Raw genomic sequence first — 25,344 nt, forward strand, 5'->3', positions numbered from 1 at the left:
AGGCCGTTATTCCACCGGGATAGCGGCCGCTGTCGCTGGTATCAATGCATTGCAGCCACACTCACAAGCACGGGATTTAAGGAGCATTGTCATGTCATCATTACTTGCGAAATGTCAGCAACCGGATGCGCAGGGGCGTATTCAGTCCGTCACCCCGGAAAATGCCGGTTGGCGTTTTGTCGGGTTTGAGGTCTATCGGTTAGCGGCCGGGCAGTCGTTGCGGTTGGAGAGTGGCGACAAGGAGCTTTGCCTGGTGCTGGTGGCAGGTATTGCCTCTGTGGCAACGCAACGAGCGGAGTATCCACATATTGGTAAGCGGATGAGCCCGTTTGAGCGCACGCCACCTTATTCCGTTTATGTTCCGCACCACGACCATGTTGAAGTTCGGGCAGAGACCGATCTTGAACTGGCGGTATGCAGCGCGCCGGGTAACGGGCACCTGCCTTCACGCTTGATCACCCCGGCAGACGTCGGCGTGGAGCGGCGGGGTAAAGGCCGTAACCAACGGCTGGTACACAATATTCTGCCGGATAGCCAACCGGCCGATAGCCTGCTGGTGGTTGAGGTCTATACCGACGAAGGCAATACCAGCTCCTACCCAAGCCATAAGCACGACCAGGAAAACGCGCCGGACGAAACCTACCTGGAAGAGACTTATTACCACCGTCTTAATCCTGAACAAGGGTTCTGCCTGCAACGCGTCTACACCGACGATCGTTCGCTGGATGAGTGTATGCCGGTCTATAACCGCGACGTGGTGAAAGTGCCGCGCGGTTACCACCCGGTGGCAACCCTGGCCGGATATGACAGTTATTATCTCAACGTGATGGCGGGGCCGGTACGCCTGTGGAAGTTCACCTGGGAAAAAGATCACGCCTGGATCAACAGCGAAAGCTATTGATACTGACAAGGTGGGGGCGCTCCGCAACGCTGCGCCCCTTTAACCGAAAGTTACAGCTCTTTGGCGTTATTCAGTGCCAATGATACCGCCAGCGTTTGCGCCAGACACATGGAGGCCACCTGCGAGCGGAACCCATCTACCTGCGCTTCGCGCACCACAAAACAGACATCACTGAAGGCAGCCAGCGGGCTGACCTGGCTGTCGGTAATGGCGATTAGCTGTGCTCCCTGTTTGGCACCCAACTCCACCAGTTCTACCGCTTCTTTGGCATAAGGCGAATAGCTGATGGCGATCACCACGTCCTTGGGCTTCACCATGCTGAGCTGTTCGGTAAACATCCCGCCTAACCCGTCGATCAGGAAGGCGCGCCTTTCCAGGTGGCGCAGGGCATAGGTGAGATAAGAAGCCACGCTGAATGAGCGGCGCAGGCCAATCACGTAGATATTTTCCGCGTTATTGAGCAACTCTACCGCCCGATCCAACTGCTCGGCACTGGTTTGCATTGCCAACTGTTGCAGCGCCTGCGAGTTGACCATTGTAAACACGTTAAGGATTTCTGCCGGCTTTTCCGGGGCAACGCTGTCGTCGGTAGAGGTTTGGCGAAACAGGCGTGCGCGCTCGGTATAGTTCACCGTTTCTTCCATCAGATGCTGGCGGAAGACCTGCTTCATTTCGTTGAAGCCGCTGAAGCCAAAGGCGTTAGCGAAACGGATCAGGGTCGATGGTGGCACGCTGGCCTGGGCAGCGATGGAAGCAACGGTATCAAAGGCAATGCTGTTACTGTTATCCAGGATGTAGCGTGCTACCTGTTTTAAGCGCTTGCTCAGCGTTTCATAACGGCGGCGGATCTCGTCCTGTAACAGCGAAAGTTGAGTTGGGTTAGTCATCCATTCGGCTCGCAGTATTGGCTGAGGCGTATTGGTTTATACGCTGAAAATATTGTCCGGTTATTCTAACAGATGGAGTGGACATTTCATTTCTACAAAAAGCGATTTATTTCGTCGCCAGTTGCGTTACTTCACAGAAAATGGGCAAAAAAATCCCCTTAAAGCAGCGAAAATCACTTTAAGGGGTAGGTTCGTTAACAACGCCAGCTTAACTACGGCTGGTTTTACTCGCAGGCTGCGGGCGATATTGCCGCCAGAAACCGATCAGCGTCAGGTATTTCTGTTTCACCTGTTCGACCAGCCCGGCGTCATCGATCTCACCTTGTAGCCATAGGCGTGAAGAAGCGCCAAAAATGGTGCGGCCAACCGCGAAGCCTTTTACCCAGTGGGCATCTGCGGCTGCGGCGAACCCGGCTTTCAGCGTTTCCTGTGGGGAGTCTAGCCCGAGGATTAGCACCCCGCGGCAGAATGGGTCGTGAGTTTCAATCAATTCCCCCACTTTTTGCCAGTTGGCGGCACTAAGCGGCGGCAGTTTCCACCAGTCTGGCAGAACGCCCAAGCGGTAGAAATGTTCCATCACCTGCAGATAGTTGCACTCGTCTTTGTCGGCATGACCTTCAGGCAAAATGACTTCCAGCAACAGCTCATGGCCCGATTTGCAGCAGCCACGATATACGTCAACGATCTGCTCATCCTGCTCACGGCGCAGCGCTTCGGCGTCCTGTGGATGATAAAATACCAGGCATTTGACCACGTGTTCTTGGGGCCAATCGATCAGCTGTGAGCCAATGTTGCCGTGCTCCAACCGCAAGGGGCGGGAGCTTGGCAACTCCACCGGGCGGCCAATCCACCAGCCCTGGCCAGTAATGGCATTCAACGCCGCTTGGCCGTAGGTAGTATCTGCCAAAATGCCGCTGTTGCCGTGTAACCCCGCTTCGGCAGCTGCAGCCTGTGCGGCGGCCAACAACAACGTTTTTAACTGTGGGAGCCGCTCTGTACTCACTCCCGCCTCACGCGCCATCTCTGCCAGCTGTTTGCGGTGATCAAAAGCAAATACGCACAGTTCAGGCCATTGCTGTTTGCGCGTGGTAACGCGGTGCAGATGGTTCAGCCGGGCATCCAGATCAGGGCGTTTCACCTCTTGTTCGCGTTGCAGGTAATCGTCCAGCTCCAGCTTGGTCGGCATTGCGGGGGCGCAGCCGTGGCGTGACACCACCAACGCGCCGCAGGCATTGGCGTAACGACAGGCCTGGTCCCAACCCTCATCATTAAGATATCCGCGTAGCAGGCCAGACATAAAGGCATCACCCGCACCGAGCACGTTCAAAACGTCAACGCGCACGCCAGAATGCAGTTTGACTTGCTGCCAATCTGTGGGGATATCCCCTTCAAATACTGAGCACCCCTGCGCCCCTCGCTTGCACACCAACGTGGCCTGGGTGACCTTACGGACGTTTTGCAGCGCGACCAGCGTATCGGTACTGCCGCCAGCAATATGGAACTCTTCTTCAGTCCCCACGATGAGATTGAAATGGTGCAGAACTTCCTGCAACTCGCGGGTCACCTTTTCCGATTCGATAAAGCGGGTCTCGCCATCGCCTAACGAGGTCAACCCCCACAGCACTGGCCGATAATCGATATCCAATGCGGTACGCAGCCCGTGTCGGTGGGCGTACTCCAATGCTCTGAGCACCGCTGCGCGCGTTTTGGGGTGGGAAAGGTGGGTGCCGGTGATTGCTAAAGCCCGTGATGAAGCGATGTAGTTTTCATCGATATCTTCGGGGGTCAGCGCCATGTCGGCACAGTTTTCACGGTAGAAAATCAGCGGGAAGGTTTCCTGGTCCTTGATGCCCAGGATCACCAGGCCGGTCAGGCGCTGTTTATCGGTGATCAGGCTCTGTGTGTCCGCGCCGACGCGCTGGAGTTCTTCACGCAGAAAGCGGCCCATGTGCTCATCCCCTACGCGAGCCAGCATGCCGGATTTTAGCCCTTGGATCGCGGTGCCATAGGCCACGTTGCCGGAGGATCCGCCAAGATATTTGGAGAATGAGCTGGCATCTTCCAGACGTGCACCGATTTGTTGAGCATAGAAATCGACAGCGATGCGCCCGAGGCAAATGACATCAAGCTGTTTTTGTTGTGTGGCCATACCCGTTTCCTTCTGTCATTAAGCAAAACCGATTGCGACCCGGTAAAGGAGCTAAGTAGGAAGCATAGTTCGAAGTATGAGGAATAAAAATTTCAATTTCAATATGAAATGAAACTTACACCCCGAAAATGTGATGTATTTAAAAGCAACTTACATCGGGTAGTCTGCCGACGTGACACATTATTATTGATAGAACAATCCCTTGCTGAAGTTGGCTACGCAACTGAGTGCGACCTTGATGGCTGCTGGTTCGATTGTCGAGTGGCCGCATAGAACGAAAGATAGCCATGAATACTTTTTAATTAATTGATTGAATTATATAGATAACTTAAACCTTGGTGGTTCGGTATTATGCGATCTTTATCGCAAAATGAAATGTTTTTTCTGTATTTATATTTTATGAAAAATATATTTGTTTATAATCAATGTACGTTTCAAACTGCCTATTGCATGAGCAGTGTGTAACAACCCAGACAAGATTATCACTGCTTTTATGTAACGAAAGTCAGCGCTACGCCACCGTATACGCTTGCCTGCTCGCAAACCACCACCTGCAGCAGGCTTGGGATAACGCCAAAAGAAAGGGTGAGTAAAATGGGTAAGATCAAGTTGACCATGGCACAGGCATTGGTCAGATTTCTCGACAACCAGTACCTGCTGGTAGACGGTGTCGAAACCAAATTCGTAAAGGGTATCTTCGCCATTTTCGGCCACGGTAACGTACTCGGCCTGGGGCAGGCTCTGGAGCAAGACTGTGGCGATCTGGTGGTGCATCAGGGGCGCAATGAACAGGGAATGGCGCATGCTGCTACCGGGTTTGCCAAGCAGAAGTTGCGCCAGCAGATCTATGCCTGTACTTCTTCCATCGGCCCCGGCGCGGCTAATATGATCACCGCTGCGGCCACTGCCACGGCTAACCGCATTCCTCTACTGCTGCTGCCGGGCGATGTGTACGCCTCTCGCCAGCCCGATCCGGTATTGCAGCAGATCGAACAATCCTACGATTTAAGCATCAGCACCAACGACGCATTTCGCGCCGTCAGTAAATATTGGGATCGCATTGTGCGCCCGGAACAGCTGATGAGCGCCTGTATTAATGCCATGCGCGTGCTGACCGATCCGGCAGAAACCGGTGCCGTCACGCTATGTCTCCCGCAGGACGTACAGGGCGAAGCCTACGATTATCCAGACTATTTCTTCCACAAACGGCTGCATCGCCTTGAGCGCCGTCCGGCCAGCCAAGAATCGCTGGCAGATGCTTTGGCGTTGTTGGTGGGTAAACGCAAGCCGTTGATAATCTGCGGTGGCGGGGTGAAGTATTCGCAGGCTGGGCAGGCGTTGCAGCAGTTTGCTGAACGCTTCCATATTCCGTTTGCAGAAACTCAGGCAGGTAAAGGTACGGTGCTTTCTGCCCATCCGTATAACGTGGGTGGCATTGGTGAAACCGGCTGTCTGGCGGCCAACACGCTGGCGAAGCAGGCAGACCTGGTGATCGGCATCGGTACCCGTTACAGCGATTTTACCACCTCGTCCAAATGGCTATTCCAAAATCCGGATGTGGAATTCCTTAACATCAACGTCAGCGCGTTTGATGCCGGCAAGCTGGACGGCCTGCAACTCTTGGCGGATGCCCGTACCGCGCTAGCCTCTCTCAGCCCGTTGTTGGCTCAGGCGGATTATCGTGCCGATTGGCAAGACGCTATCAGCAAGGTGCTGGGCGAACAGCAAAAAGAGACCGAGCGTGTCTATCAAGTGACCTATACCGGCGAAGGCTTTGTGCCGGAAATCGACGATAGCCTCGATCGTGAACAGGTGTTTGCCGAGTTTATCGAAAAAACCGACTCCGTATTAACCCAAAGCCGAGTGCTGGGGGTGCTGAATGAGCATTTACCGCAGGACAGCGTCATCGTTGCCGCTGCTGGCAGTTTGCCAGGCGATCTGCAGCGTGTCTGGCAAAACCGGGGTGAGCACGGCTATCACGTCGAATACGGCTACTCCTGTATGGGTTATGAAGTTAACGCCGCGTTAGGCGTCAAGCTTGCGGAGCCACAACGCGAAATTTACGCCATGGTAGGGGATGGGGCGTTCATGATGCTGCATTCTGAGCTGGTCACCTCGATCCAGGAAGGTTGCAAGATCAACGTGGTGCTGTTCGATAACATGACCAACGGCTGTATCAACAACCTGCAGATAGAGCACGGCATGGGGAGCTATACCACCGAGTTCCGCTTCCGTAATCCGCAAGGCGGCAAATTGGATGGCAAGCTCGTTCCGGTCAACTTTGCGATGTTGGCAGCGGCCTATGGTTGCAAAACCTACAGCATAACTACCGAACAACAGCTGATCGAAGCGCTGGCAGATGCCCGCAAGCAACAGGTTTCTACCCTGCTGGATATCAAAGTGCTGCCAAAAACCATGGTGCACAAATATCTCAGTTGGTGGCGCGTGGGCGGTGCCCAGGTGGCCGAAAGTGAAAAAATTATCGCCGTCGCCCGCAAGCTGCAAGAGAACATCGATAAAGCCCGCGACTACTGATAACGCAATGCCTTGGTAATCGTAGGTGCGGCTGAAAACGCCGCGCTCACATAAACAATCGGATCTACCTCAGACCTTGCGTCTGCCGTTTACAGTCCATGAGGATAACGAAAATGACATTGAACATTGGGGTTATTGGTACCGGCGCTATCGGTAGGGATCATATTCGCCGTTGTAGCCAGGTGTTGCAGGGTAGCCGCGTGGTTGCGGTGAATGACATCAATCGAGACAGTGCGGCCAAGGTGGTCAGTGAACTGAAACTGGACGCCAAGGTTTATGACAATGCCCACGATCTGATCAACTCTTCAGACGTACAGGCGGTGCTGGTCACGTCATGGGGGCCGAGCCATGAAGAGTTTGTGCTGGCCGCCATTGCCGCAGGCAAACCGGTATTTTGCGAGAAACCGCTGGCGGTTACGGCACAGGGTTGCAAGAACATCGTGGATGCCGAAGCCAAGCACGGCAAACGCCTGGTACAGGTGGGCTTTATGCGTCCTTACGATCAGGGCTACCGGGCGCTGAAACAGGTGCTGACCAGCGGTCAGATCGGCGAGCCGCTGATGCTGCACTGTGCCCACCGCAACCCAAGGGTCGGTGAAGCCTACACCACGGATATGGCCATAACCGATACGCTCATTCACGAGTTAGACGTCCTGCGTTGGCTGCTGGACGATGATTACGTTTCGGTACAGGTGGTGTTCCCACGCAAGAGCAGCAAAGCCTTGCCACATTTGAGAGACCCGCAAATTGTGCTGATGGAAACGGCCAAGGGCGCCCGTATTGACGTCGAAATCTTTGTTAACTGCCAGTACGGCTACGACATTCAGTGTGAGGTGGTGGGGGAAACCGGCATCGCCAAGCTGCCAGAACCTTCTGCGGTGCAAATGCGCAGCGGTGCTAAACTGTCCACCGAGATCCTGGTCGACTGGAAAGACCGCTTTATCGGTGCTTATGACGTTGAGCTGCAAGCCTTTATCAATGACGTCCAGGCCGGCAAGCTCACCGGGCCTTCTGCTTGGGATGGCTTTGCGGCTGCGGTGGCGGCAGATGCCTGTATCGCCGCGCAGAACAGCGGTGAAGTGGTGCCAGTGACCTTGCCCGCTCGCCCTGGCTTCTATGGCAAATAACTTTCCAGGCCACGCCGGTGGGAAAGATAGCCGGTAAGTGCCTATATGACTGAGGCTGAAAATGAACAAAGACCACGTAAAGCTGGCAATCGCCCCGATTGGTTGGACGAATGACGATATGCCTGAGTTAGGGGATGAGAACACGTTCCAGCAGTGCGTCAGCGAAATGGCGCTGGCCGGGTTCACTGGCAGCGAAGTAGGCAGTAAATACCCGCGCGATCCCAAGGTGCTGAAACCGATGCTGGACATCCGCGGGATCCAGATCTGTAATGCCTGGTTCAGCACGTTCTTTGCCGATGGGCTGAAGGAAAAGACCATCGATGAGTTTGTTAACCACATGAATTTCCTGCATGCGATGGGGGCCAAAGTGATTGGCTGCTCCGAGCAGAGCAAGAGCATTCAGGGTACCACCAAGGCGGTATTTGAAGAGAAACCCTATTTTAGCGATGAAGAGTGGCAGCGGGTGGCGCAGGGATATAACGAGCTGGCGAAAATTGCCGCCGGGAAGGGGATGCAGGTCTGCTTGCACCATCATATGGGCACGGGTATCCAGACCACCGAAGAGATAGACCGCTATATGAGCATGGTGAACGACGATGTTTACCTGCTGTTTGATACCGGGCATGCCTATTACTCCGAAGGCAGCCAACAGGCAATGTTAGCAATCCTGGAGAAATACCTGCCGCGCATCAACCATGTGCACCTGAAAGACGTGCGTGACGAGGTGGTGGCAGAGGTTAAGGCCAAGCACCTGAGCTTCCTGGACGGGGTGAAAAAAGGCACCTTTACCGTGCCGGGGGATGGCGTGATCGATTTCCGGCCGGTATTCAAGCTGCTGGATGAGCGTGGCTATAAGGGATGGATGGTGGTGGAAGCAGAGCAGGATCCGGCGTTGGCCAACCCTTTTGAATACGCAGTGAAAGCACGCCGTTATATTCGCGAAACGGCCGGGCTTTAAGTCAGTTATTGGTTTGCAGAGTCTAACGGGTGGGGCGTTGGTATGAGCGCCCCACCTTCAAAGCAGTTCTGATTACGGGGTTTTAAACCGGGCCATATGATAGGCATCCACTAACTCGCCATCGCGCATGGCAAAGCGGCGGCTGGTGCCTTCAATCTCAAAACCGAACTTACGATACAGCGCTATGGCACCCTGATTGTCGGTGTACACCGTGAGTTCAATGCGCTCAATACCGGCCCAGTTGTCGCAGATATCGATCATCGCCTTCATCAGCGCGCTGCCAACGCCTTTGCCGTGATAACCGGCATCCACGCTAATGCCAATAGTGGCCACATGGCGGCGGCGTACCCGCTGGTTGAGTTCCACGAACAGCTGCCCCACCACGCGATCGTCAATGCAGGCCACCATGTTGTAGGTTCCGGGCTGTACGTTAGCAATCCGCTGCTGCCACATGGCTTTTGACGGTAGCGGTAGTTGTAGCGTGTCACGGTAAACGGCCGGGTGGGAATATAGCTGGTGTAAGGCTTCAGCATCGTTACTTTCCACGTGACGAACTACAATCTCGCTCATTCTTTCCTCTCTTTCGCGTTTACCGTTTGAATAACCTCCCAAATTATCCGTTTACTCCCCTGAGTCAATATAATTTCCCATTGGTCAAAAAAACGCTTTACAGGTGCGAATGATAATGATTATTATTGTCATGCGTTCAGAGAGAGTATCAACCTTTGATACTGTTTGCTGAAGGCACGACATTGCTCACATTGCTTCCAGTGTTTACTTAGCCAGCTCGGGTGCTGGCTTTTTTTTTGCCCAAATTCAGCGGCTACCCCCTATCCCACAAATCCTTTGCTACTGGCTGCCAAACTCCACCTAATTTTTTGAACAGAGGGGTGAGATTTTTGCGCTTTCATATTCCTCCGTCAGGTCTAGACTGTAGAAAACGTTGAGGAGAGTTGAATATGATTTATTTACGTAAGGCACAAGATCGCGGTCATGCCAATCATGGTTGGCTCGACAGCTGGCATACTTTCTCATTTGCTGACTATTACGATCCCGACTTTATGGGGTTCTCGGCGCTGCGGGTGATCAACGAAGATGTGATTGATGCAGGCCAGGGGTTTGGTACCCATCCCCATAAAGACATGGAAATCCTGACCTACGTGCTGAGTGGTACGGTGGAGCATCAGGACAGCATGGGCAACAAAGAACAGATCAATGCTGGTGAGTTCCAGATTATGAGTGCAGGGACCGGTGTGCGTCACTCCGAGTACAATGCCAATAGCGACCGGCCATTGCATCTCTACCAGATCTGGATTATTCCGGATCAGGTTGGGCTGGAGCCACGTTATGAGCAACGGATGTTTGATGCGCCTCAGGGCCGCCAGTTGGTGCTGTCGCCAGACGCCCGTGAAGGCTCGCTGAAGGTGTTCCAGGATATGACTTTGTCTCGCTGGGCGCTGAAGAAAGACGAGCAATCGGTTTATCCAATCCAGGCTGAACGCCGCGTTTGGATCCAGGTGGTGCATGGCAATGTCTCTATCAATGGCCACAAAGCGGGTGTTAGCGATGCTTTTGCCATCTGGGATGAGACAGCGTTATCTATCCATGCCGATGAAGACAGCGAGATTTTACTGTTCGATTTGCCGCCGGTGTGATGACAGAGTAATAGCGAGGGCTCGGTGCTATACCGGGCCTTTTTTGCATCTGCTGACCGGATAACCAACAATATCGGAAAGGCGTTTTATTTGCTAAAATGGCCGCCCATTCACGGTTAGCCAGTTCAGTGATAATGAAGAAAAAACGGCCGGTGCTTCAAGATGTTGCAGATCAGGTTGGCGTCACCAAAATGACGGTGAGCCGCTATTTGCGCAATCCCGATCAGGTTTCTGCCGCTTTACAGCAAAAAATTGCGGTAGCGCTGGACGAACTTGGCTACATTCCCAATCGCGCCCCGGATATCCTTTCCAATGCGACCAGCCGGGCGATCGGCGTGTTGCTGCCGTCGCTGACCAACCAGGTATTTGCCGAAGTGTTGCGAGGTATCGAAAGCGTTACCGATGCACACAACTATCAAACCATGCTGGCGCACTACGGCTATCTGCCGGAGCGTGAAGAAGAGCGTCTGACATCGCTGTTTTCTTATAACATCGATGGGCTGATCCTGTCCGAACGACACCATACCGCACGTACCCTGAAGATGATTGAAGTTGCAGGCATCCCGGTGGTGGAATTGATGGACTGTGTCTCACCCTGTATCGATCTGGCGGTCGGGTTCAACAACTTTGAAGCGGCCCGCCAAATGACCCAGCAGATCATCGCTCGCGGTCATCGTCATGTGGTGTACTTTGGCGCGCGTCAGGATGAACGCACCATTATCAAACAGCAGGGCTACGAACAGGCCATGCGTGAGTCTGGTCTTGAAGCCTACAGCATCATGACCGCACGTTCTTCTTCCTATTCGGCCGGTGGTGAAATGTTGCGCGAGGCACAGCGCGATTATCCGCTGGTTGACAGTATCTTTTGTACCAACGATGACCTGGCGATCGGCGCGGCATTCGAGTGTCAGCGCCAGGGGTTATCTATCCCGCAGGATATGGCGATTGCCGGTTTCCACGGCCACGATATCGGGCAGGTGATGGTGCCAAAACTGGCGAGCGTATTGACACCGCGTGAGCATATGGGCCAGCTCGCCGCTGAGCGCCTGTTGGCACGGCTGCGTGGAGAAGTTGTTTCCCCACGTATGATAGACGTGGGTTTCACCGTGGCACCCGGTGGCAGCATCTGAACCTGGGCGCGACAGCCAGCGCCCAGCGCGGTTGGCTTATTGCTTCAGCGCTGCGACACAGCGGCCAACTACGCCTTCAACGTCGGTATCAATATCCACGCAGATCACATCTTTTTCGTCGGCCCCAGGCTCTTCTAATGCTTCAAACTGACTTTTTAGCAGCTCGGTGGGCATAAAGTGCCCGGAACGGGCTTGCAGACGGGCCAGGATCGTCTCAAAGCTGCCTTTCAGGTAGATAAACACCATATTGTCATTATCTTTGCGAAGCAGATCGCGGTAGCGGCGCTTTAGCGCCGAGCAGACAATAATCCCGCTTTCGTTCTTGTGATTAAGGCTGTACGCAGCGTCGTTGAGGCGCTGAAGCCAGGGGGCGCGATCCTCGTCATTCAACGGTTGGCCGCTGGCCATCTTCTGGATATTGGCGCGTGGATGCAGATCGTCGCCATCAATAAATTTAGCCTTGATTTCCCGTGCTACCGCCGCGCCAATCGTGGATTTGCCGCTGCCGGAGACGCCCATCAGGATGATGCTTTTTCCCGCCATAAGTTTGATCTCTATCTCAGAATGCGAATTTTGCTGGGTTACCTGGTTTCGGATCTTACCATGTTACCGGTATCATGATACGGGTAACAAATGGAGATGTGATTGTCATCACACAGCATAGAACAGGGAACATGCTTGTCGTTTTCATGTCGCCACGTGGCGGGCTGCAATCTGCATCCATTGGCTATACCACTGTACTCAGCTGCCTACTTAGACCACCAGGATAGGGTCGTACAATAAAACAAAGCACCTTCTTTCGCTGCCATTGCGTAAAGAGGCCAAGTGATAAAAGGGTTGGAGAAAAATTATGCCACTAGTGATTGTTGCCATCGGCGTAGCGATGCTGCTGCTGCTGATGATCCGCTTTAAGCTGAACGGCTTTATCTCGTTGATTCTGGTCGCTCTGGCGGTTGGTATCATGCAGGGAATGCCGGTAGACAAAGTGATTGGTTCCATCAAGGCCGGCGTGGGCGGAACGTTGGGTGGTCTGGCGCTAATCATGGGCTTTGGTGCCATGCTCGGTAAGCTGCTGGCGGACTGTGGCGGTGCACAGCGGATTGCTACCACGCTGATCGACAAGTTCGGCAAACAGCATATCCAATGGGCCATCGTGCTGACCGGTTTTACCGTCGGTTTTGCTCTGTTCTACGAAGTGGGCTTCGTGCTGTTACTGCCTTTGGTGTTTACCATTGCAGCCTCTGCACGTATCCCGTTGCTGTATGTCGGTGTACCTATGGCTGCGGCGCTGTCCGTTACCCACGGTTTCCTGCCGCCACACCCTGGCCCAACGGCCATTGCTACCATTTTCCATGCGGACATGGGGAAAACCCTGCTGTATGGCACCTTGCTGGCAATCCCAACCGTGATCCTGGCAGGCCCGGTGTATGCCCGCTTCCTGAAAGGTATCGATAAGCCGGTTCCGGTTGGTTTATATAACCCAAAAACCTTTACCGAAGAAGAGATGCCAGGGTTTGGCGTTAGCGTAGCGACTGCACTGGTGCCGGTGATCCTGATGGCGTTGCGTGCCGTGGCGGAAATGGTGTTGCCTAAAGGCCATCCGTTCCTGTCTTACGCCGAGTTCTTTGGTGACCCGGTAATGGCAACGCTGATCGCAGTGCTGATTGCCATCTTTACCTTCGGCCTGAACCGTGGCCGCACCATGGACGAAGTGATGGGCACCGTCAGTGACTCCATCAAAATCATCGCCATGATGTTGTTAATCATCGGCGGCGGCGGGGCGTTCAAACAGGTGCTGGTAGACAGCGGCATTGAGCAATACATTGCTGGCATCATGCATGGCAGCAACGTGTCACCGATCCTGATGGCCTGGTCAATTGCCGCAGTGCTGCGTATTGCACTGGGTTCAGCGACCGTAGCGGCGATCACCGCCGGGGGCATTGTGGCTCCGCTGATTGCCACCACCGGGGCTAGCCCGGAGCTGATGGTTATCGCCGTCGGTTCAGGCAGCGTGATTTTCTCTCACGTTAACGATCCGGGCTTCTGGTTGTTCAAGGAGTATTTCAACCTGACCATTATGGAAACCATCAAGTCCTGGTCGGCGTTGGAAACCATCATTTCAGTGTGTGGCCTGATTGGCTGCCTGCTGTTGGCGATGGTGGTTTAAGTCCTAACGATGGGGCGCAGCAGTCTCTGCTGCGCCCTGACTGCTAAAGGTTCAGATAGGCCCGAACGCCGTCCAGGAACATCTGGGTGGATAGCATCACCAGAATCAACCCCATCAGCCGTTCCAGTGCACTCACCCCTTTGCTCCCCAGTAACCGCAGGAACACGTTCGACATCAGCAGGATCGCCGCCGACAATCCCCAGGCAATCAGCAAGGCCACGACCAGATGTGAAATCTGGTTGGGGTACTGGTGTGAAAGCAACATCAAGGTTGCCAGAATCGACGGCCCGGCGACTAACGGAATGGCGAGCGGCACCAGGAAAGGCTCCTCTCCGGCGGAAAGATCGCTACCGCTGCCCTCCTGAGAAGGGAAAATCATCTTGATGGCGATCAGGAACAGGATAATCCCGCCGGAGATCGACACGGTTTCGGTGCGCAGGTTAAGGAACGCCAAAATATGCTCGCCCGCGAACAGGAAGATCAGCATCAATACCAAAGCTATCAGTAACTCGCGGATCACCACCGCTCGGCGACGGCGCGGTTCCAGGTGTTTCAACACTGACATGAAAATCGGCAGGTTACCCAGCGGATCCATAATTAAAAACAGCAACACCGTTGCCGCAATCATTTCTGTCATTTAAGGCCTCAAAATCAGAAAAAACGACGGGTATAAGCGGCATTGCTGAGAATTGTTTGTTCATCGAATAAATTCACTTTGCGCTCGCGCCGACTTTTTGTAAGGTGGGTAGATATTGCACACAACATATAACTTAACTCTATCTCATATCCTTCCTGAAAGGGTATAGAGCATAGTCATCCTCCAAGGCAGGACAGTAAATATGAAAAACGTTGGTTTCATTGGTTGGCGTGGTATGGTCGGCTCGGTTCTCATGCAGCGCATGACTGAAGAGCGCGATTTTGACGCCATTCGCCCGGTCTTTTTCTCCACTTCACAGCTCGGTGCTGCCGCCCCGGCTTTCGGTGGTCAGCAGCAAGGCACGCTGCAAGATGCGTATGATGTCGAAGCATTAAGCGCTCTCGATATTATTATTACCTGCCAGGGCGGCGATTACACCAATGAAATCTATCCAAAGCTGCGGGCTACCGGCTGGCAGGGCTATTGGATCGATGCGGCCTCTTCTCTGCGTATGAAAGACGATGCGATTATCATCCTCGACCCGGTCAACCATGCGGTGATCCAGGAAGGGCTGAACAAAGGCATCAAGACCTTTGTTGGCGGTAACTGCACCGTCAGCCTGATGCTGATGTCGCTGGGCGGTCTGTTTGCCAACGACTTGGTGGAGTGGGCCTCTGTTGCCACCTATCAGGCTGCCTCTGGCGGCGGTGCGCGCCATATGCGTGAGCTGTTGACTCAGATGGGCATGCTGCATGCGGATGTGGCGAAGGAGTTGCAGGACCCGGCCTCGGCGATCCTGGACATCGAACGTAAAGTCACGGAGGCCACCCGTTCCGGTAAGCTGCCAACCGATAACTTTGGCGTTCCTCTGGCGGGCAGCCTGATCCCTTGGATCGACAAGCAACTGGATAACGGCCAAAGCCGCGAAGAGTGGAAAGGCCAGGCGGAAACCAACAAGATCCTCAGCACGTCAAGCATCATCCCGGTTGATGGTTTGTGTGTGCGCGTCGGTGCTCTGCGCTGCCACAGCCAGGCATTTACCCTGAAGCTGAAGAAAGACATCCCGCTGCCGGAAATCGAGCAACTGTTGGCCACGCACAACGACTGGGTACGGGTGATCCCTAACGACCGCGAACTGACCATGCGTGAGCTGACGCCTGCTGCCGTAACCGGTACTTTGAACACGCCGGTTGGTCGTCTGCGCAAGCTGAATATGGGGCCGGAATACCTCTCCGCCTTCACCGTTGGCGATCAGCTGTTGTGGGGCGCGGCCGAACCGCTACGTCGCATGCTGCGTATCCTGCTGTAACCCTGAACTGAACTTCCTGAGGGCTGATCTCTTTCAGCCCTCCAATGCCCTGTTTTCCACGTTTCTGGTCTCGATTGCTGTAGCAGTAAAGGCGATGTAGGCAAGGTGACGTCATGCCTGTCGTATATCAGACGCAGCCAGCGAAGGTTGCCCGCTCCGCCGGTTTTCCGGCTAAAAATTTTCCTTGGTAATGTCACCGTGTTTTTAGCAGACATGGCTATGCTTATTAGGTGGATGAAAAGTTTTCCATCAATGGTGAAAATTCGCCTGAAAAATAAGCATAAAGAGCGAAACTGCGAGCATGAAGGCGATCGATTAATCAATAACCGACTGAAATCACGCTTTAGGTAGCAAATGAATTGCATGATAGGTGCAACGGCTGCTTTTTGTTCAGCGTAGCCTTTTAAAAGTCATGCTCTTAATCAAAGGAAGAATGCTATGCCTGTACTTCCCGAACGTGACGTGATCAATCAGCTCATCTCCGGTCACTATGCCGATCCCTTTTCCTTGCTCGGCATGCATGCAACCGAAAACGGCCTACAGATTTGTGCGCTGTTGCCGGATGCGGGCACCGTGTGGCTGGTAGAGAGTAAAACCGGTAACCGTCTGGTTCAGCTCAATTGCGATGACGCTCGTGGTTTTTTCAGCGCTCTCGTACCGCGTCGTAAAACCCCTTTCCGCTATCAGCTTGAAGTCAGCTGGCGCGACCATCAACAACTGCTTGAAGACCCATACCGTTTTGGCACCCTGCTGCAGGATATTGACAGCTGGCTGCTGGCCGAGGGCACCCATCTGCGGCCTTATGAGCGGCTGGGGGCGCATCCTGGCTCGTTGGATAATGTGGATGGGGTCAGCTTTGCCGTTTGGGCACCGAATGCCCAGCGCGTGTCGGTCGTGGGGGAGTTCAACTTTTGGGATGGACGGCGTCATCCCATGCGCCTGCGAAGAGAGAATGGGATTTGGGAGCTGTTTTTACCGGGCGTGAAGGCCGGGCAGCTGTATAAATACGAGATTATCGATTGTTACGGCAACGTGCAGCTGAAAGCCGATCCTTATGCTTTTGAAGCGCAGATGCGGCCCGAAACGGCTTCGTTAATCACACCGCTGCCTGCGGTGGTGGAAAACACACCGGAAAGGCAGCGGGCCAATGACTTTGACCGTCCGATTTCCATCTATGAAGTTCACCTGGGTTCCTGGCGTCGCCATACCGACAATAATTTCTGGCTCAGCTACCAAGAGCTGGCCGAGCAACTGATCCCCTACGTTAAATATATGGGCTTCACCCATATTGAACTGTTGCCGATCAACGAGCATCCGTTCGACGGCAGCTGGGGCTATCAGCCGTTGGGAATGTATGCGCCAACCCGTCGTTTTGGTACGCCAGCGGAGTTCAAGGCTTTTGTCGCTGCGGCTCATGATGCCGGGATCAACGTGATCCTGGATTGGGTGCCGGGGCATTTCCCCAGCGATGCCCATGGCCTGGCCAACTTCGACGGCACCGCGCTGTATGAATATGCCGATCCTCGTGAAGGATTCCACCAGGACTGGAACACGCTGATCTACAACTATGGCCGCCACGAGGTGCGTAACTATCTGGCGGGCAATGCGTTTTACTGGCTGGAGCGCTTTGGTATCGACGCCCTGCGTGTCGATGCGGTGGCGTCGATGATTTACCGTGATTACAGCCGTGCCGACGGTGAGTGGGTGCCAAACTACTATGGCGGCAATGAGAACCTGGAAGCGATTTCCTTCCTGCGTTACACCAACCAGACGCTGGGCAAAGAGCGGCCAGGGGCGGTGACGCTGGCGGAAGAATCCACCGACTATCCGGGGGTTACGCTGCCGCCGGATGCCAACGGCTTAGGTTTCCACTACAAGTGGGATCTTGGCTGGATGCATGACACGCTGGATTATATGAAGTGCGATCCGGTGCACCGTAAATACCATCACAACCTGATGACCTTCGGCATGCTCTACGCCTATACCGAAAACTTCGTGCTGCCGATCTCGCACGACGAAGTGGTGCATGGCAAAGGCTCCGTGCTGGATCGGATGCCGGGGGATGCCTGGCAGAAATTCGCCAACCTGCGGGCCTATTATGGCTTTATGTGGGCGCACCCGGGCAAAAAACTACTGTTTATGGGCAGCGAATTTGCTCAAGGGCGTGAGTGGAATTTCGATACCAGCCTGGACTGGCATCTGCTGGATGGACTGGACGGTTGGCACCACGGCGTGCAACGGCTGGTACGCGATCTCAACCACTGCTATCAGGAGAATGCGCCGCTGTATGAGCGCGATTATCGCCCAGACGGCTTTGAGTGGCTGGTGGTCGACGATCACGACAACTCGGTATTTGCTTTCGCACGCTATGACTCTCAGGGCAATGAGCTGATAGCCATCAGCAACTTTACCCCGGTGCCGCGCCCCCATTACCGCATCGGCATTGCGCGCGCTGGCGAATATCAGGAAATCCTCAATACCGATTCACACCATTATCACGGCAGTAACGCGGGTAATCAGGGGCGGGTGATTTCGCAGCCTATCGGCAGCCACGGTCGTGAACATTCGATCAGCGTGATGGTGCCACCGCTGGCAACTGTTTATCTACGGCGGGAGGCTTGATGGTAGAGCTGACGCCGGGTCTTGCCGCGCCTTTAGGGGCTTATTACGACGGTAATGGCATCAACTTTACCCTGTTTTCTGCGCATGCCACGCAGGTTGAGCTATGCCTGTTCGATGCGCAATATCGTGAAACACGCCTGCCGTTGCCTGCCCGCAGCGGTGATATCTGGCATGGATATCTGCCAGGGGGCGAGTTGGGGCAACGTTATGGTTATCGGGTGCATGGCCCGTTTGAGCCTCATCTTGGGTTGCGTTTTAACGCTAACAAGCTGTTGCTCGATCCTGCGGCGCGGGCAGTCGAAGGGCCGGTTGCCGACCATGTGAATTTGCATGGGGGGTACGATCAACCGGACCAGCAAGACAGCGCCCAACTGATGCCCAAATGTGTAGTGATCGACGAAAGCTACGATTGGCAAGACGATCGCCCGCCAGCCACCCCTTGGGGCAAAACGGTGATCTACGAAGCCCACGTCCGGGGGCTGACGTTAACGCACCCGGAGATCCCGGACGTATTGCGTGGCAGCTTTGCCGCTCTTGGCCACCCGGCGATGATTGCCTACTTCAAGCGGTTGGGGATCACTGCGCTCGAGCTTTTGCCGGTGCAGCAGCACACCACGGAGCCGCGTTTGCAGCGCCTGGGGCTGATCAATTACTGGGGATACAACGTGCTGGCTCCTTTCGCGCCAGACAACCGTTACAGCAGTTTGAGCACCGGGACGACGCCGCTTCGTGGGCTCCGCGATGCGGTGAAAGCACTGCACCGGGCGGGGATCGAAGTGATCCTGGACGTGGTGTTCAACCACAGTGCAGAGCTGGATGTGGATGGGCCAACGTTGTCGCTGCGTGGTATCGATAACCCCAGTTACTACTGGCTAACCCCTGATGGTGGCTACGATAACCTCACCGGCTGTGGCAATACGCTGCGGTTGGATCAGCCAGCGGGCGTGGCGTGGGTGATGGATTGCCTGCGCTTTTGGGTTCGGGAGTGCCATGTCGACGGTTTCCGCTTCGATCTTGGCGCCGTGTTAGGCCGTACACCGGCGTTTGACCGCGATGCACCGCTGTTTCAGGCGATGCTGGCGGACGATACGCTGGGGCGCTGCAAACTGATCGCCGAGCCTTGGGACATTGGCCCGGGGGGCTATCAGGTTGGCGCGTTTCCAGGCCGTTTTGCTGAGTGGAATGACCATTTCCGTGACGATATCCGCCGTTTCTGGCTGTGGGGGGATTTGTCACTGGGTCAGTTTGCCCAGCGTTTTGCTGCCTCCAGCGAGGTATTCAACCAACGTGGGCGTGCGCCTTATGTCAGCATCAATATGCTGACGGCCCACGACGGCTTTACCTTGCAGGACGTAGTGAGTTTCAAGGAGAAACATAACCAGCCTAACGGAGAGGGAAACCGTGATGGCAGCGACCAAAACTTTAGCTGTAACCACGGAGTTGAAGGCCTGATTGCCGACGAAACCGTTTTGCAACGCCGCCAGGCCAGCCAGCGAGCACTGCTTGCCACGCTGCTTCTGGCACAGGGGACACCGATGCTGCTGGCCGGTGATGAGCACGGAAATAGCCAGCAAGGCAACAACAATGCTTACTGTCAGGATAACGCAACCACCTGGCTCGATTGGGCCAATGCGGATGAGTCACTGACTGCATACACCGCCGCGCTGATCCGCTTGCGCCAGCAAATTCCTGCTTTGCAGGCAGACCGCTGGTGGCAGGAGGGAGACGGCAGCGTGCAGTGGTTAAACGCGCAGGGGCAGCCGCTCAGTGCGCAACAGTGGGAACAGGGTGATCGCTGCTTGCAGATCCGCCTGTCGCAACGTTGGCTGATGGTGATCAACGCCACCCAGCAGACCGTTGAGATGACGTTACCCGAGGGTGATTGGCAGGTTGTCGCCCCCTTCGCTCAGGAAGATTCGCGGGCGGTTTTACCCGCCTGGTGCCAGGTTGCGCATTCGCTTTGCGTGCTGGTAGAGAAAAATTAAAAGGAGTCAGTTATGGTTAAGCACGAAAATAAAGACCCTCTGATGTTGGCGCGCCAACTGCCGAATAAATCTGTTGCCCTGATATTGGCAGGCGGCCGTGGCTCGCGTTTGAAAGATTTAACCTCTACCCGCGCCAAGCCAGCCGTTCACTTCGGTGGCAAGTACCGCATCATCGATTTTGCCATGTCCAACTGCCTGAACTCAGGGATCCGCCGTATGGGGGTGATCACTCAGTATCATTCCCATACGTTGGTGCAGCATATTCAGCGGGGCTGGTCGTTCCTCAACGAAGAGATGAACGAGTTTGTCGATCTGCTGCCTGCCCAGCAGCGTCTGAGCACCGAACACTGGTACAAAGGCACCGCGGATGCGGTCTACCAGAACCTGGACATCATTCGCCGCTATGAAGCGGAATACGTGGTGATCCTGGCGGGCGACCATATTTATAAAATGGACTACTCGCGCATGCTGATCGACCACGTCGAGAAAGGGGCGCAGTGCACGGTGGCCTGTATTCCGGTACCGCGCAAGGAAGCCAGCGAGTTTGGCGTGATGAAGGTGGACGATAATGACCTGATCCTCGAATTCCTGGAGAAGCCAGCCAATCCGCCAGCCATGCCTGGCAACCCGGAGATGTCACTGGCCAGCATGGGCATCTATATTTTCAACGCCAGCTACCTCTTCCAACTGCTGGAAGAGGATATGTCGACCCCTGGTTCCACCCACGATTTCGGTAAGGATCTGATCCCCAAAATTACCGCGCAGGGTGCTGCCTGGGCGCATCCGTTTACTCTTTCCTGTGTGGGATGTGGTCCGAATCTACCGCCGTATTGGCGTGATGTCGGGACCTTGGAAGCCTACTGGCGCGCCAACCTCGATCTGGCTTCGGTAACGCCTGAGCTGGATATGTACGACCGTTCCTGGCCGATCCGCACCTATATGGAGCCACTGCCACCGGCCAAATTTGTGCAAGACCGTTCCGGCAGCCATGGTATGACCATGAACTCGCTGGTGGCCGGTGGGTGCATTGTCTCCGGTTCGGTGGTGGTGCATTCGGTGCTGTTCTCGAAGGTGCGGGTGAACTCCTTCTGCACTATCGACTCTTCTGTATTACTGCCCGATGTCAACGTTGGCCGCTCCTGCCGCCTGCGCCGCTGCATTATCGATCGCGCCTGCCATATTCCCGAAGGCATGGTGATTGGTGAAAACGCCGAGGAAGACAGCAAGCGTTTTTACCGTTCGGAAGAGGGCATCGTGCTGGTGACGCGCGAAATGTTGGCAAAACTGTAGCCATTCTGGCCGGAACCTTGGGCGTGGCAAGCCGCGCCCCTTATCTCCGTAAAGACGTTTTTACCGAATTTCAGGAGTAATAATGCAGGTTTTACACGTATGTTCCGAGATGTTCCCACTGCTTAAAACCGGCGGGCTTGCAGACGTGGTTGGCGCATTACCGACGGCGCAGATTGCCGCAGGAGCTGATGTTCGGGTGCTATTACCGGCTTTTCCTGACGTGCGCAACGGTATCCCGGACACGGTACTGGTTGCCGAGATCGACTCTTTTGCCGGGCGCGTAGGCCTGCGTTATGGCACCTATCATGGCGTAGGCGTTTACCTGATCGATGCCCCCTGGCTGTACGACCGGCCGGGCAGCCCGTACCACGATCAGTCGATGTATGCCTACCCGGACAACCACCGCCGTTTTGCCTTGCTGGGCTGGATGGCCTGCGAGCTGGCGAAGGGGCTGGATCATTACTGGCGGCCAAAACTGGTCCATGCTCACGACTGGCATGCCGGCTTGGCCTGCGCTTATCTGGCGGCTAATGGCCACCCGGCACGCTCGATCTTCACCGTACACAATCTGGCCTATCAGGGGCTATTCTCTGTCCACCATATGGCGGAGCTGTGGTTGCCATCGTCATTCTTGAATATCTATGGCCTGGAGTTTTACGGCCAGATGTCTTTCCTGAAAGCAGGCCTGTACTACGCCGACCATATCACCGCCGTCAGCCCGACCTATGCGCGTGAAATTACCCAGCCGGAGTTTGGTTACGGGATGGAAGGGTTGCTCCAGGAGCGGCAGCGGCAGGGGAGATTGAGCGGCATTCTCAACGGTGTTGATGACAAGATTTGGGACCCGTCACACGATGCGCGCCTCGCGGCACGCTATGACGCCGACAGCTTGAAAAACAAGGCCAAGAACAAGGTTCATCTGCAAAAAGCCATGGGGCTGCAGGTGGATGAATCGTTGCCACTGTTTGCAGTGGTCAGTCGTTTGACCAACCAGAAAGGGTTGGATCTGGTGCTGGAGGCTCTGCCAGCGTTGCTGGAACAAGGGGGGCAGTTGGTGCTGCTGGGAGCGGGGGACGCGGTATTGCAGCAGGCTTTCCTGGCCGCGGCGGCCGATTATCCGGAACAGGTCGGCGTGCAGATTGGCTACCACGATGCCTTCTCCCACCGCATTATCGGCGGGGCGGACGTGATCCTGGTGCCCAGCCGCTTTGAGCCTTGCGGGTTAACACAGCTTTATGGCCTGAAATATGGCACGTTGCCGCTGGTGCGCCGCACCGGCGGGTTGGCAGATACGGTGGTGGACTGTGCGCTGGAGAACCTGGCCGACGGCACTGCCAGCGGGTTTGTATTTGATGATTGTGATGCCGTTGCCCTGGGCAATGCCATTCGGCGTGCTCTGGTGCTGTGGAGCCGGCCGAGACATTGGCATCACGTACAACGCCATGCCATGAGTCTGGATTTTGGCTGGCAAGTCGCGGCAAAGGAATATCTGTCGCTTTATCAACGCTTGTTGTAATCACGTACTTGGGATTGAATTACTATGACTTCACCGTTTAGTTACACCTCACCCACGGTCAGTGTCGAAGCGCTGAAACATTCCATCGCCTATAAACTGATGTTTATTGTCGGTAAGGATCCGGCTATCGCCACCCAGCACGACTGGCTTAATGCCGTGCTGTTTGCGGTGCGCGACAGGATGGTGGAACGTTGGTTGCGATCCAATCGCGCCCAGCTTTCACAAGATGTCCGGCAGGTGTATTACCTGTCGATGGAGTTTCTGCTTGGCCGTACGCTGTCGAATGCGCTGTTATCGATGGGGATTTACCAGGATATTGAGGACGCACTCGGTGAGATGGGTCTGAACCTGAGTGAGCTGCTTGAGGAAGAGAACGATCCTGGCTTGGGCAATGGCGGCCTGGGGCGTTTGGCTGCCTGCTTCCTGGATTCCTTGGCCACGCTGGCGCTGCCTGGCCGGGGCTACGGTATTCGCTATGAATATGGCATGTTCAAGCAGAACATCGTCGATGGCCAACAGATGGAGTCGCCGGATTATTGGCTGGAATACGGCAACCCGTGGGAATTTCCGCGCCATAATACCCGCTATAAAGTGCGTTTTGGTGGCCGCGTTCAGCAGGAAGGGGCGAAGGCCCGCTGGGTGGAAACCGAAGAGATTATCGCTATCGCCTACGATCAGGTGATCCCGGGCTTTGATACCGATGCCACCAACACGCTGCGTTTGTGGAGCGCTCAGGCCAGTAATGAAATCAACCTGGGTAAGTTCAACCAGGGGGATTATTTTGCCGCAGTGGAAGATAAAAACCACTCCGAGAACGTTTCGCGCGTGCTCTATCCTGATGACTCCACCTATTCCGGGCGTGAACTGCGCCTGCGGCAGGAGTATTTCCTGGTTTCAGCCACTACCCAGGACATCCTCAACCGCCATTGGACGATGCACAAAACCTTCGACAATCTGGCCGACAAGATTGCCATCCACCTCAATGATACCCACCCGGTGTTGTCGATCCCTGAGCTGATGCACCTGCTGATTGATGAGCACAAATTCAGCTGGCTGGATGCCTGGGAAGTGGTGGAAAAAGTGTTCTCCTATACCAACCACACCTTGATGAGCGAAGCGCTGGAAACCTGGCCGGTTGATATGCTGGGCAAAATACTGCCGCGCCACCTGCAACTGATCTTCGAAATCAACGACCATTTCCTCAAGCAGGTACAGCAAGTGGTACCGGGCGATGATCAATTGCTGGCACGGGTCTCCATCATTGATGAAACCAACGGGCGCAGAGTGCGTATGGCGTGGTTGGCTGTGGTCGCCAGCCATAAGGTGAATGGCGTCTCGGCACTGCACTCCGAACTGATGGTACAGTCCCTGTTTGCCGATTTTGCTCGCGTATTCCCCGATCGCTTCTGCAATAAAACCAACGGGGTCACGCCGCGTCGCTGGCTGGGGTTGGCTAACCGGCCATTATCCAAAGTGCTGGATGACAGTATTGGTCATCACTGGCGTACCGATCTCAGCCAGCTTGGCGAAATCAAAGCGAATGCGGATTACCCGAGCTTCTTGCAGGCCGTACAGGCTGCCAAACGGCAGAATAAAGAGCGGCTAGCGGGGTATATCGCGAAAAAGCTCAACGTGGTGGTGAACCCCGACGCGTTGTTCGACGTGCAAATCAAACGGATCCACGAATATAAGCGGCAATTGCTGAACGTATTACATGTGATCACGCGTTATAACCGTCTGTTGCAGGATCCTGATGCCAAACGCGTACCGCGCGTGGTGATCTTCGCGGGTAAAGCGGCTTCGGCCTACTATGCCGCCAAACAGATCATCCGTTTGATCAATGACGTAGCGAAGGTGATCAACAACGATCCGCGAGTGCATGATGATTTGAAGGTGGTGTTTATCCCTAACTACGGGGTAAGCCTGGCCCAGATGATCATTCCGGCGGCCGATCTTTCCGAGCAGATCTCGCTGGCGGGGACAGAGGCTTCGGGCACCAGTAATATGAAGTTTGCTCTCAACGGTGCCTTGACCATTGGTACGCTGGACGGGGCCAACGTCGAAATGCTGGAACATGTGGGTGAAGAGAACATCTTTATCTTTGGCAATACCGCCGATCAGGTGGAAGCGCTGCGCCGAGATGGGTATAACCCACGTCAGTATTACGAGCAGGATGAAGAGTTGCATCTGGCTTTGACGCAGATCGCTACCGGGGTGTTCAGCCCTGAAGAGCCCAAGCGCTACAGCAGCCTGTTCGATTCACTGGTCAATCTTGGCGACCACTATCAGCTGTTGGCCGATTATCGCAGCTATGTGGATACGCAGGATAAGGTGGATGAGGTGTATCTCAATCAGGACGACTGGACCAGGCGCGCGATACTCAATATCGCCAACATGGGCTACTTCTCTTCCGACCGCACGATCCAGGAGTACGCGGACGAGATCTGGAATATCAAACCGATAAAGCTGTAATAGC

At 54.8% G+C, this 25,344-nt stretch carries 18 protein-coding genes; 13 read left to right on the top strand and 5 right to left on the bottom strand.

Going from position 1 to position 25,344, the window contains the following annotated elements:
• Positions 1–91: 91 nt before the first annotated feature.
• Positions 92–901 carry a 5-deoxy-glucuronate isomerase gene (iolB, locus tag JHD74_RS10000; protein WP_199062642.1) on the top strand — a complete coding sequence of 270 codons (810 nt, stop codon included), beginning with the start codon at positions 92–94 and terminating at the stop codon, positions 899–901.
• Between the two features lie 50 nt (positions 902–951).
• On the opposite strand, the gene JHD74_RS10005 is transcribed toward iolB, so the two are convergent.
• Both JHD74_RS10005 and iolC read right to left on the bottom strand, forming a co-directional pair.
• A complete protein-coding gene (locus JHD74_RS10005; RefSeq protein ID WP_021181760.1) occupies positions 952–1,788 on the bottom strand; it encodes a MurR/RpiR family transcriptional regulator in 837 nt (278 codons plus the stop codon).
• Positions 1,789–1,996: 208 nt separating this feature from the next.
• Positions 1,997–3,937: a 5-dehydro-2-deoxygluconokinase gene (gene iolC / locus JHD74_RS10010; protein ID WP_199062644.1), complete on the bottom strand. Its 1,941-nt coding sequence runs from the start codon at positions 3,935–3,937 to the stop codon at positions 1,997–1,999.
• Positions 3,938–4,531: 594 nt separating this feature from the next.
• Between iolC and iolD the strand changes: the two genes are divergently transcribed.
• The 3 genes from iolD (at position 4,532) to iolE (ending at position 8,557) form a co-directional block, all read left to right on the top strand.
• Complete coding sequence (gene iolD, locus JHD74_RS10015; RefSeq protein ID WP_199062646.1) at positions 4,532–6,472, top strand: 3D-(3,5/4)-trihydroxycyclohexane-1,2-dione acylhydrolase (decyclizing); 1,941 nt, start codon at positions 4,532–4,534, stop codon at positions 6,470–6,472.
• A gap of 113 nt (positions 6,473–6,585) precedes the next feature.
• The gene (locus JHD74_RS10020) at positions 6,586–7,599 is read left to right on the top strand and encodes a Gfo/Idh/MocA family protein (protein ID WP_024527619.1); all 1,014 of its coding nucleotides are present in this window, start codon (positions 6,586–6,588) and stop codon (positions 7,597–7,599) included.
• Between the two features lie 61 nt (positions 7,600–7,660).
• Entirely contained in the window at positions 7,661–8,557 is an 897-nt protein-coding gene (gene iolE / locus JHD74_RS10025; RefSeq protein WP_024527617.1) for a myo-inosose-2 dehydratase, read from the top strand.
• Between the two features lie 72 nt (positions 8,558–8,629).
• Here iolE and JHD74_RS10030 read toward each other — a convergent pair whose 3' ends face one another.
• Positions 8,630–9,127, bottom strand: coding sequence for a GNAT family N-acetyltransferase (locus JHD74_RS10030; protein WP_121608397.1), 498 nt, complete (start codon positions 9,125–9,127; stop codon positions 8,630–8,632).
• A 389-nt stretch (positions 9,128–9,516) separates the two neighbouring features.
• On the opposite strand from JHD74_RS10030, the gene JHD74_RS10035 reads away from it, so the two are divergent.
• Together JHD74_RS10035 and gntR are read left to right on the top strand one after the other, a co-directional pair.
• Positions 9,517–10,212, top strand: a complete 696-nt coding sequence (locus JHD74_RS10035; protein WP_024527615.1) for a pirin family protein — start codon at positions 9,517–9,519, stop codon at positions 10,210–10,212.
• 134 nt (positions 10,213–10,346) lie between these two features.
• Positions 10,347–11,342 carry a gluconate operon transcriptional repressor GntR gene (gene gntR / locus JHD74_RS10040; RefSeq protein ID WP_074030302.1) on the top strand — a complete coding sequence of 332 codons (996 nt, stop codon included), beginning with the start codon at positions 10,347–10,349 and terminating at the stop codon, positions 11,340–11,342.
• A 36-nt stretch (positions 11,343–11,378) separates the two neighbouring features.
• Here the strand turns inward: gntR and JHD74_RS10045 are convergent, their stop codons facing one another.
• Positions 11,379–11,885: a gluconokinase gene (locus JHD74_RS10045; protein WP_021807427.1), complete on the bottom strand. Its 507-nt coding sequence runs from the start codon at positions 11,883–11,885 to the stop codon at positions 11,379–11,381.
• 307 nt (positions 11,886–12,192) lie between these two features.
• Between JHD74_RS10045 and gntT the strand changes: the two genes are divergently transcribed.
• The gene (gene gntT / locus JHD74_RS10050; protein ID WP_024527613.1) at positions 12,193–13,509 is read left to right on the top strand and encodes a gluconate transporter; all 1,317 of its coding nucleotides are present in this window, start codon (positions 12,193–12,195) and stop codon (positions 13,507–13,509) included.
• 43 nt (positions 13,510–13,552) lie between these two features.
• Here the strand turns inward: gntT and JHD74_RS10055 are convergent, their stop codons facing one another.
• Entirely contained in the window at positions 13,553–14,146 is a 594-nt protein-coding gene (locus tag JHD74_RS10055) for a YhgN family NAAT transporter (RefSeq protein ID WP_021181749.1), read from the bottom strand.
• Between the two features lie 202 nt (positions 14,147–14,348).
• Between JHD74_RS10055 and asd the strand changes: the two genes are divergently transcribed.
• The 6 genes from asd to glgP all read left to right on the top strand — a co-directional run bounded on the left by asd (position 14,349) and on the right by glgP (position 25,340).
• A complete protein-coding gene (gene asd / locus JHD74_RS10060; RefSeq protein WP_065683993.1) occupies positions 14,349–15,455 on the top strand; it encodes an aspartate-semialdehyde dehydrogenase in 1,107 nt (368 codons plus the stop codon).
• A 438-nt stretch (positions 15,456–15,893) separates the two neighbouring features.
• Complete coding sequence (gene glgB / locus JHD74_RS10065) at positions 15,894–18,077, top strand: 1,4-alpha-glucan branching protein GlgB (protein WP_024527611.1); 2,184 nt, start codon at positions 15,894–15,896, stop codon at positions 18,075–18,077.
• A complete protein-coding gene (gene glgX / locus JHD74_RS10070; RefSeq protein ID WP_199062648.1) occupies positions 18,077–20,062 on the top strand; it encodes a glycogen debranching protein GlgX in 1,986 nt (661 codons plus the stop codon). Before glgB ends, glgX begins: the two co-directional genes overlap by 1 nt.
• A gap of 12 nt (positions 20,063–20,074) precedes the next feature.
• Complete coding sequence (gene glgC, locus JHD74_RS10075) at positions 20,075–21,352, top strand: glucose-1-phosphate adenylyltransferase (protein WP_024527609.1); 1,278 nt, start codon at positions 20,075–20,077, stop codon at positions 21,350–21,352.
• Positions 21,353–21,434: 82 nt separating this feature from the next.
• On the top strand, positions 21,435–22,868 hold the full coding sequence (glgA, locus tag JHD74_RS10080) for a glycogen synthase GlgA (protein WP_199062650.1): 1,434 nt from the start codon (positions 21,435–21,437) through the stop codon (positions 22,866–22,868).
• A gap of 24 nt (positions 22,869–22,892) precedes the next feature.
• The gene (gene glgP / locus JHD74_RS10085) at positions 22,893–25,340 is read left to right on the top strand and encodes a glycogen phosphorylase (RefSeq protein ID WP_186529973.1); all 2,448 of its coding nucleotides are present in this window, start codon (positions 22,893–22,895) and stop codon (positions 25,338–25,340) included.
• The last annotated feature ends 4 nt before the right edge of the window (positions 25,341–25,344 follow it).

Origin of the sequence: Serratia sp. ASV30, from assembly GCF_016428815.1 — a bacterium.
GTDB classification, from domain to species: Bacteria; Pseudomonadota; Gammaproteobacteria; order Enterobacterales; family Enterobacteriaceae; genus Chania; species Chania fonticola_C.

Bases quoted from the DNA above. Each gene is read 5' to 3' on its own strand.
- iolB (WP_199062642.1), top strand. From the start codon at position 92: ATGTCATCATTACTTGCGAAATGTCAGCAACCGGATGCGCAGGGGCGT.
- JHD74_RS10005 (WP_021181760.1), bottom strand. From the start codon at position 1,788: ATGACTAACCCAACTCAACTTTCGCTGTTACAGGACGAGATCCGCCGC.
- iolC (WP_199062644.1), bottom strand. From the start codon at position 3,937: ATGGCCACACAACAAAAACAGCTTGATGTCATTTGCCTCGGGCGCATC.
- iolD (WP_199062646.1), top strand. From the start codon at position 4,532: ATGGGTAAGATCAAGTTGACCATGGCACAGGCATTGGTCAGATTTCTC.
- JHD74_RS10020 (WP_024527619.1), top strand. From the start codon at position 6,586: ATGACATTGAACATTGGGGTTATTGGTACCGGCGCTATCGGTAGGGAT.
- iolE (WP_024527617.1), top strand. From the start codon at position 7,661: ATGAACAAAGACCACGTAAAGCTGGCAATCGCCCCGATTGGTTGGACG.
- JHD74_RS10030 (WP_121608397.1), bottom strand. From the start codon at position 9,127: ATGAGCGAGATTGTAGTTCGTCACGTGGAAAGTAACGATGCTGAAGCC.
- JHD74_RS10035 (WP_024527615.1), top strand. From the start codon at position 9,517: ATGATTTATTTACGTAAGGCACAAGATCGCGGTCATGCCAATCATGGT.
- gntR (WP_074030302.1), top strand. From the start codon at position 10,347: ATGAAGAAAAAACGGCCGGTGCTTCAAGATGTTGCAGATCAGGTTGGC.
- JHD74_RS10045 (WP_021807427.1), bottom strand. From the start codon at position 11,885: ATGGCGGGAAAAAGCATCATCCTGATGGGCGTCTCCGGCAGCGGCAAA.
- gntT (WP_024527613.1), top strand. From the start codon at position 12,193: ATGCCACTAGTGATTGTTGCCATCGGCGTAGCGATGCTGCTGCTGCTG.
- JHD74_RS10055 (WP_021181749.1), bottom strand. From the start codon at position 14,146: ATGACAGAAATGATTGCGGCAACGGTGTTGCTGTTTTTAATTATGGAT.
- asd (WP_065683993.1), top strand. From the start codon at position 14,349: ATGAAAAACGTTGGTTTCATTGGTTGGCGTGGTATGGTCGGCTCGGTT.
- glgB (WP_024527611.1), top strand. From the start codon at position 15,894: ATGCCTGTACTTCCCGAACGTGACGTGATCAATCAGCTCATCTCCGGT.
- glgX (WP_199062648.1), top strand. From the start codon at position 18,077: ATGGTAGAGCTGACGCCGGGTCTTGCCGCGCCTTTAGGGGCTTATTAC.
- glgC (WP_024527609.1), top strand. From the start codon at position 20,075: ATGGTTAAGCACGAAAATAAAGACCCTCTGATGTTGGCGCGCCAACTG.
- glgA (WP_199062650.1), top strand. From the start codon at position 21,435: ATGCAGGTTTTACACGTATGTTCCGAGATGTTCCCACTGCTTAAAACC.
- glgP (WP_186529973.1), top strand. From the start codon at position 22,893: ATGACTTCACCGTTTAGTTACACCTCACCCACGGTCAGTGTCGAAGCG.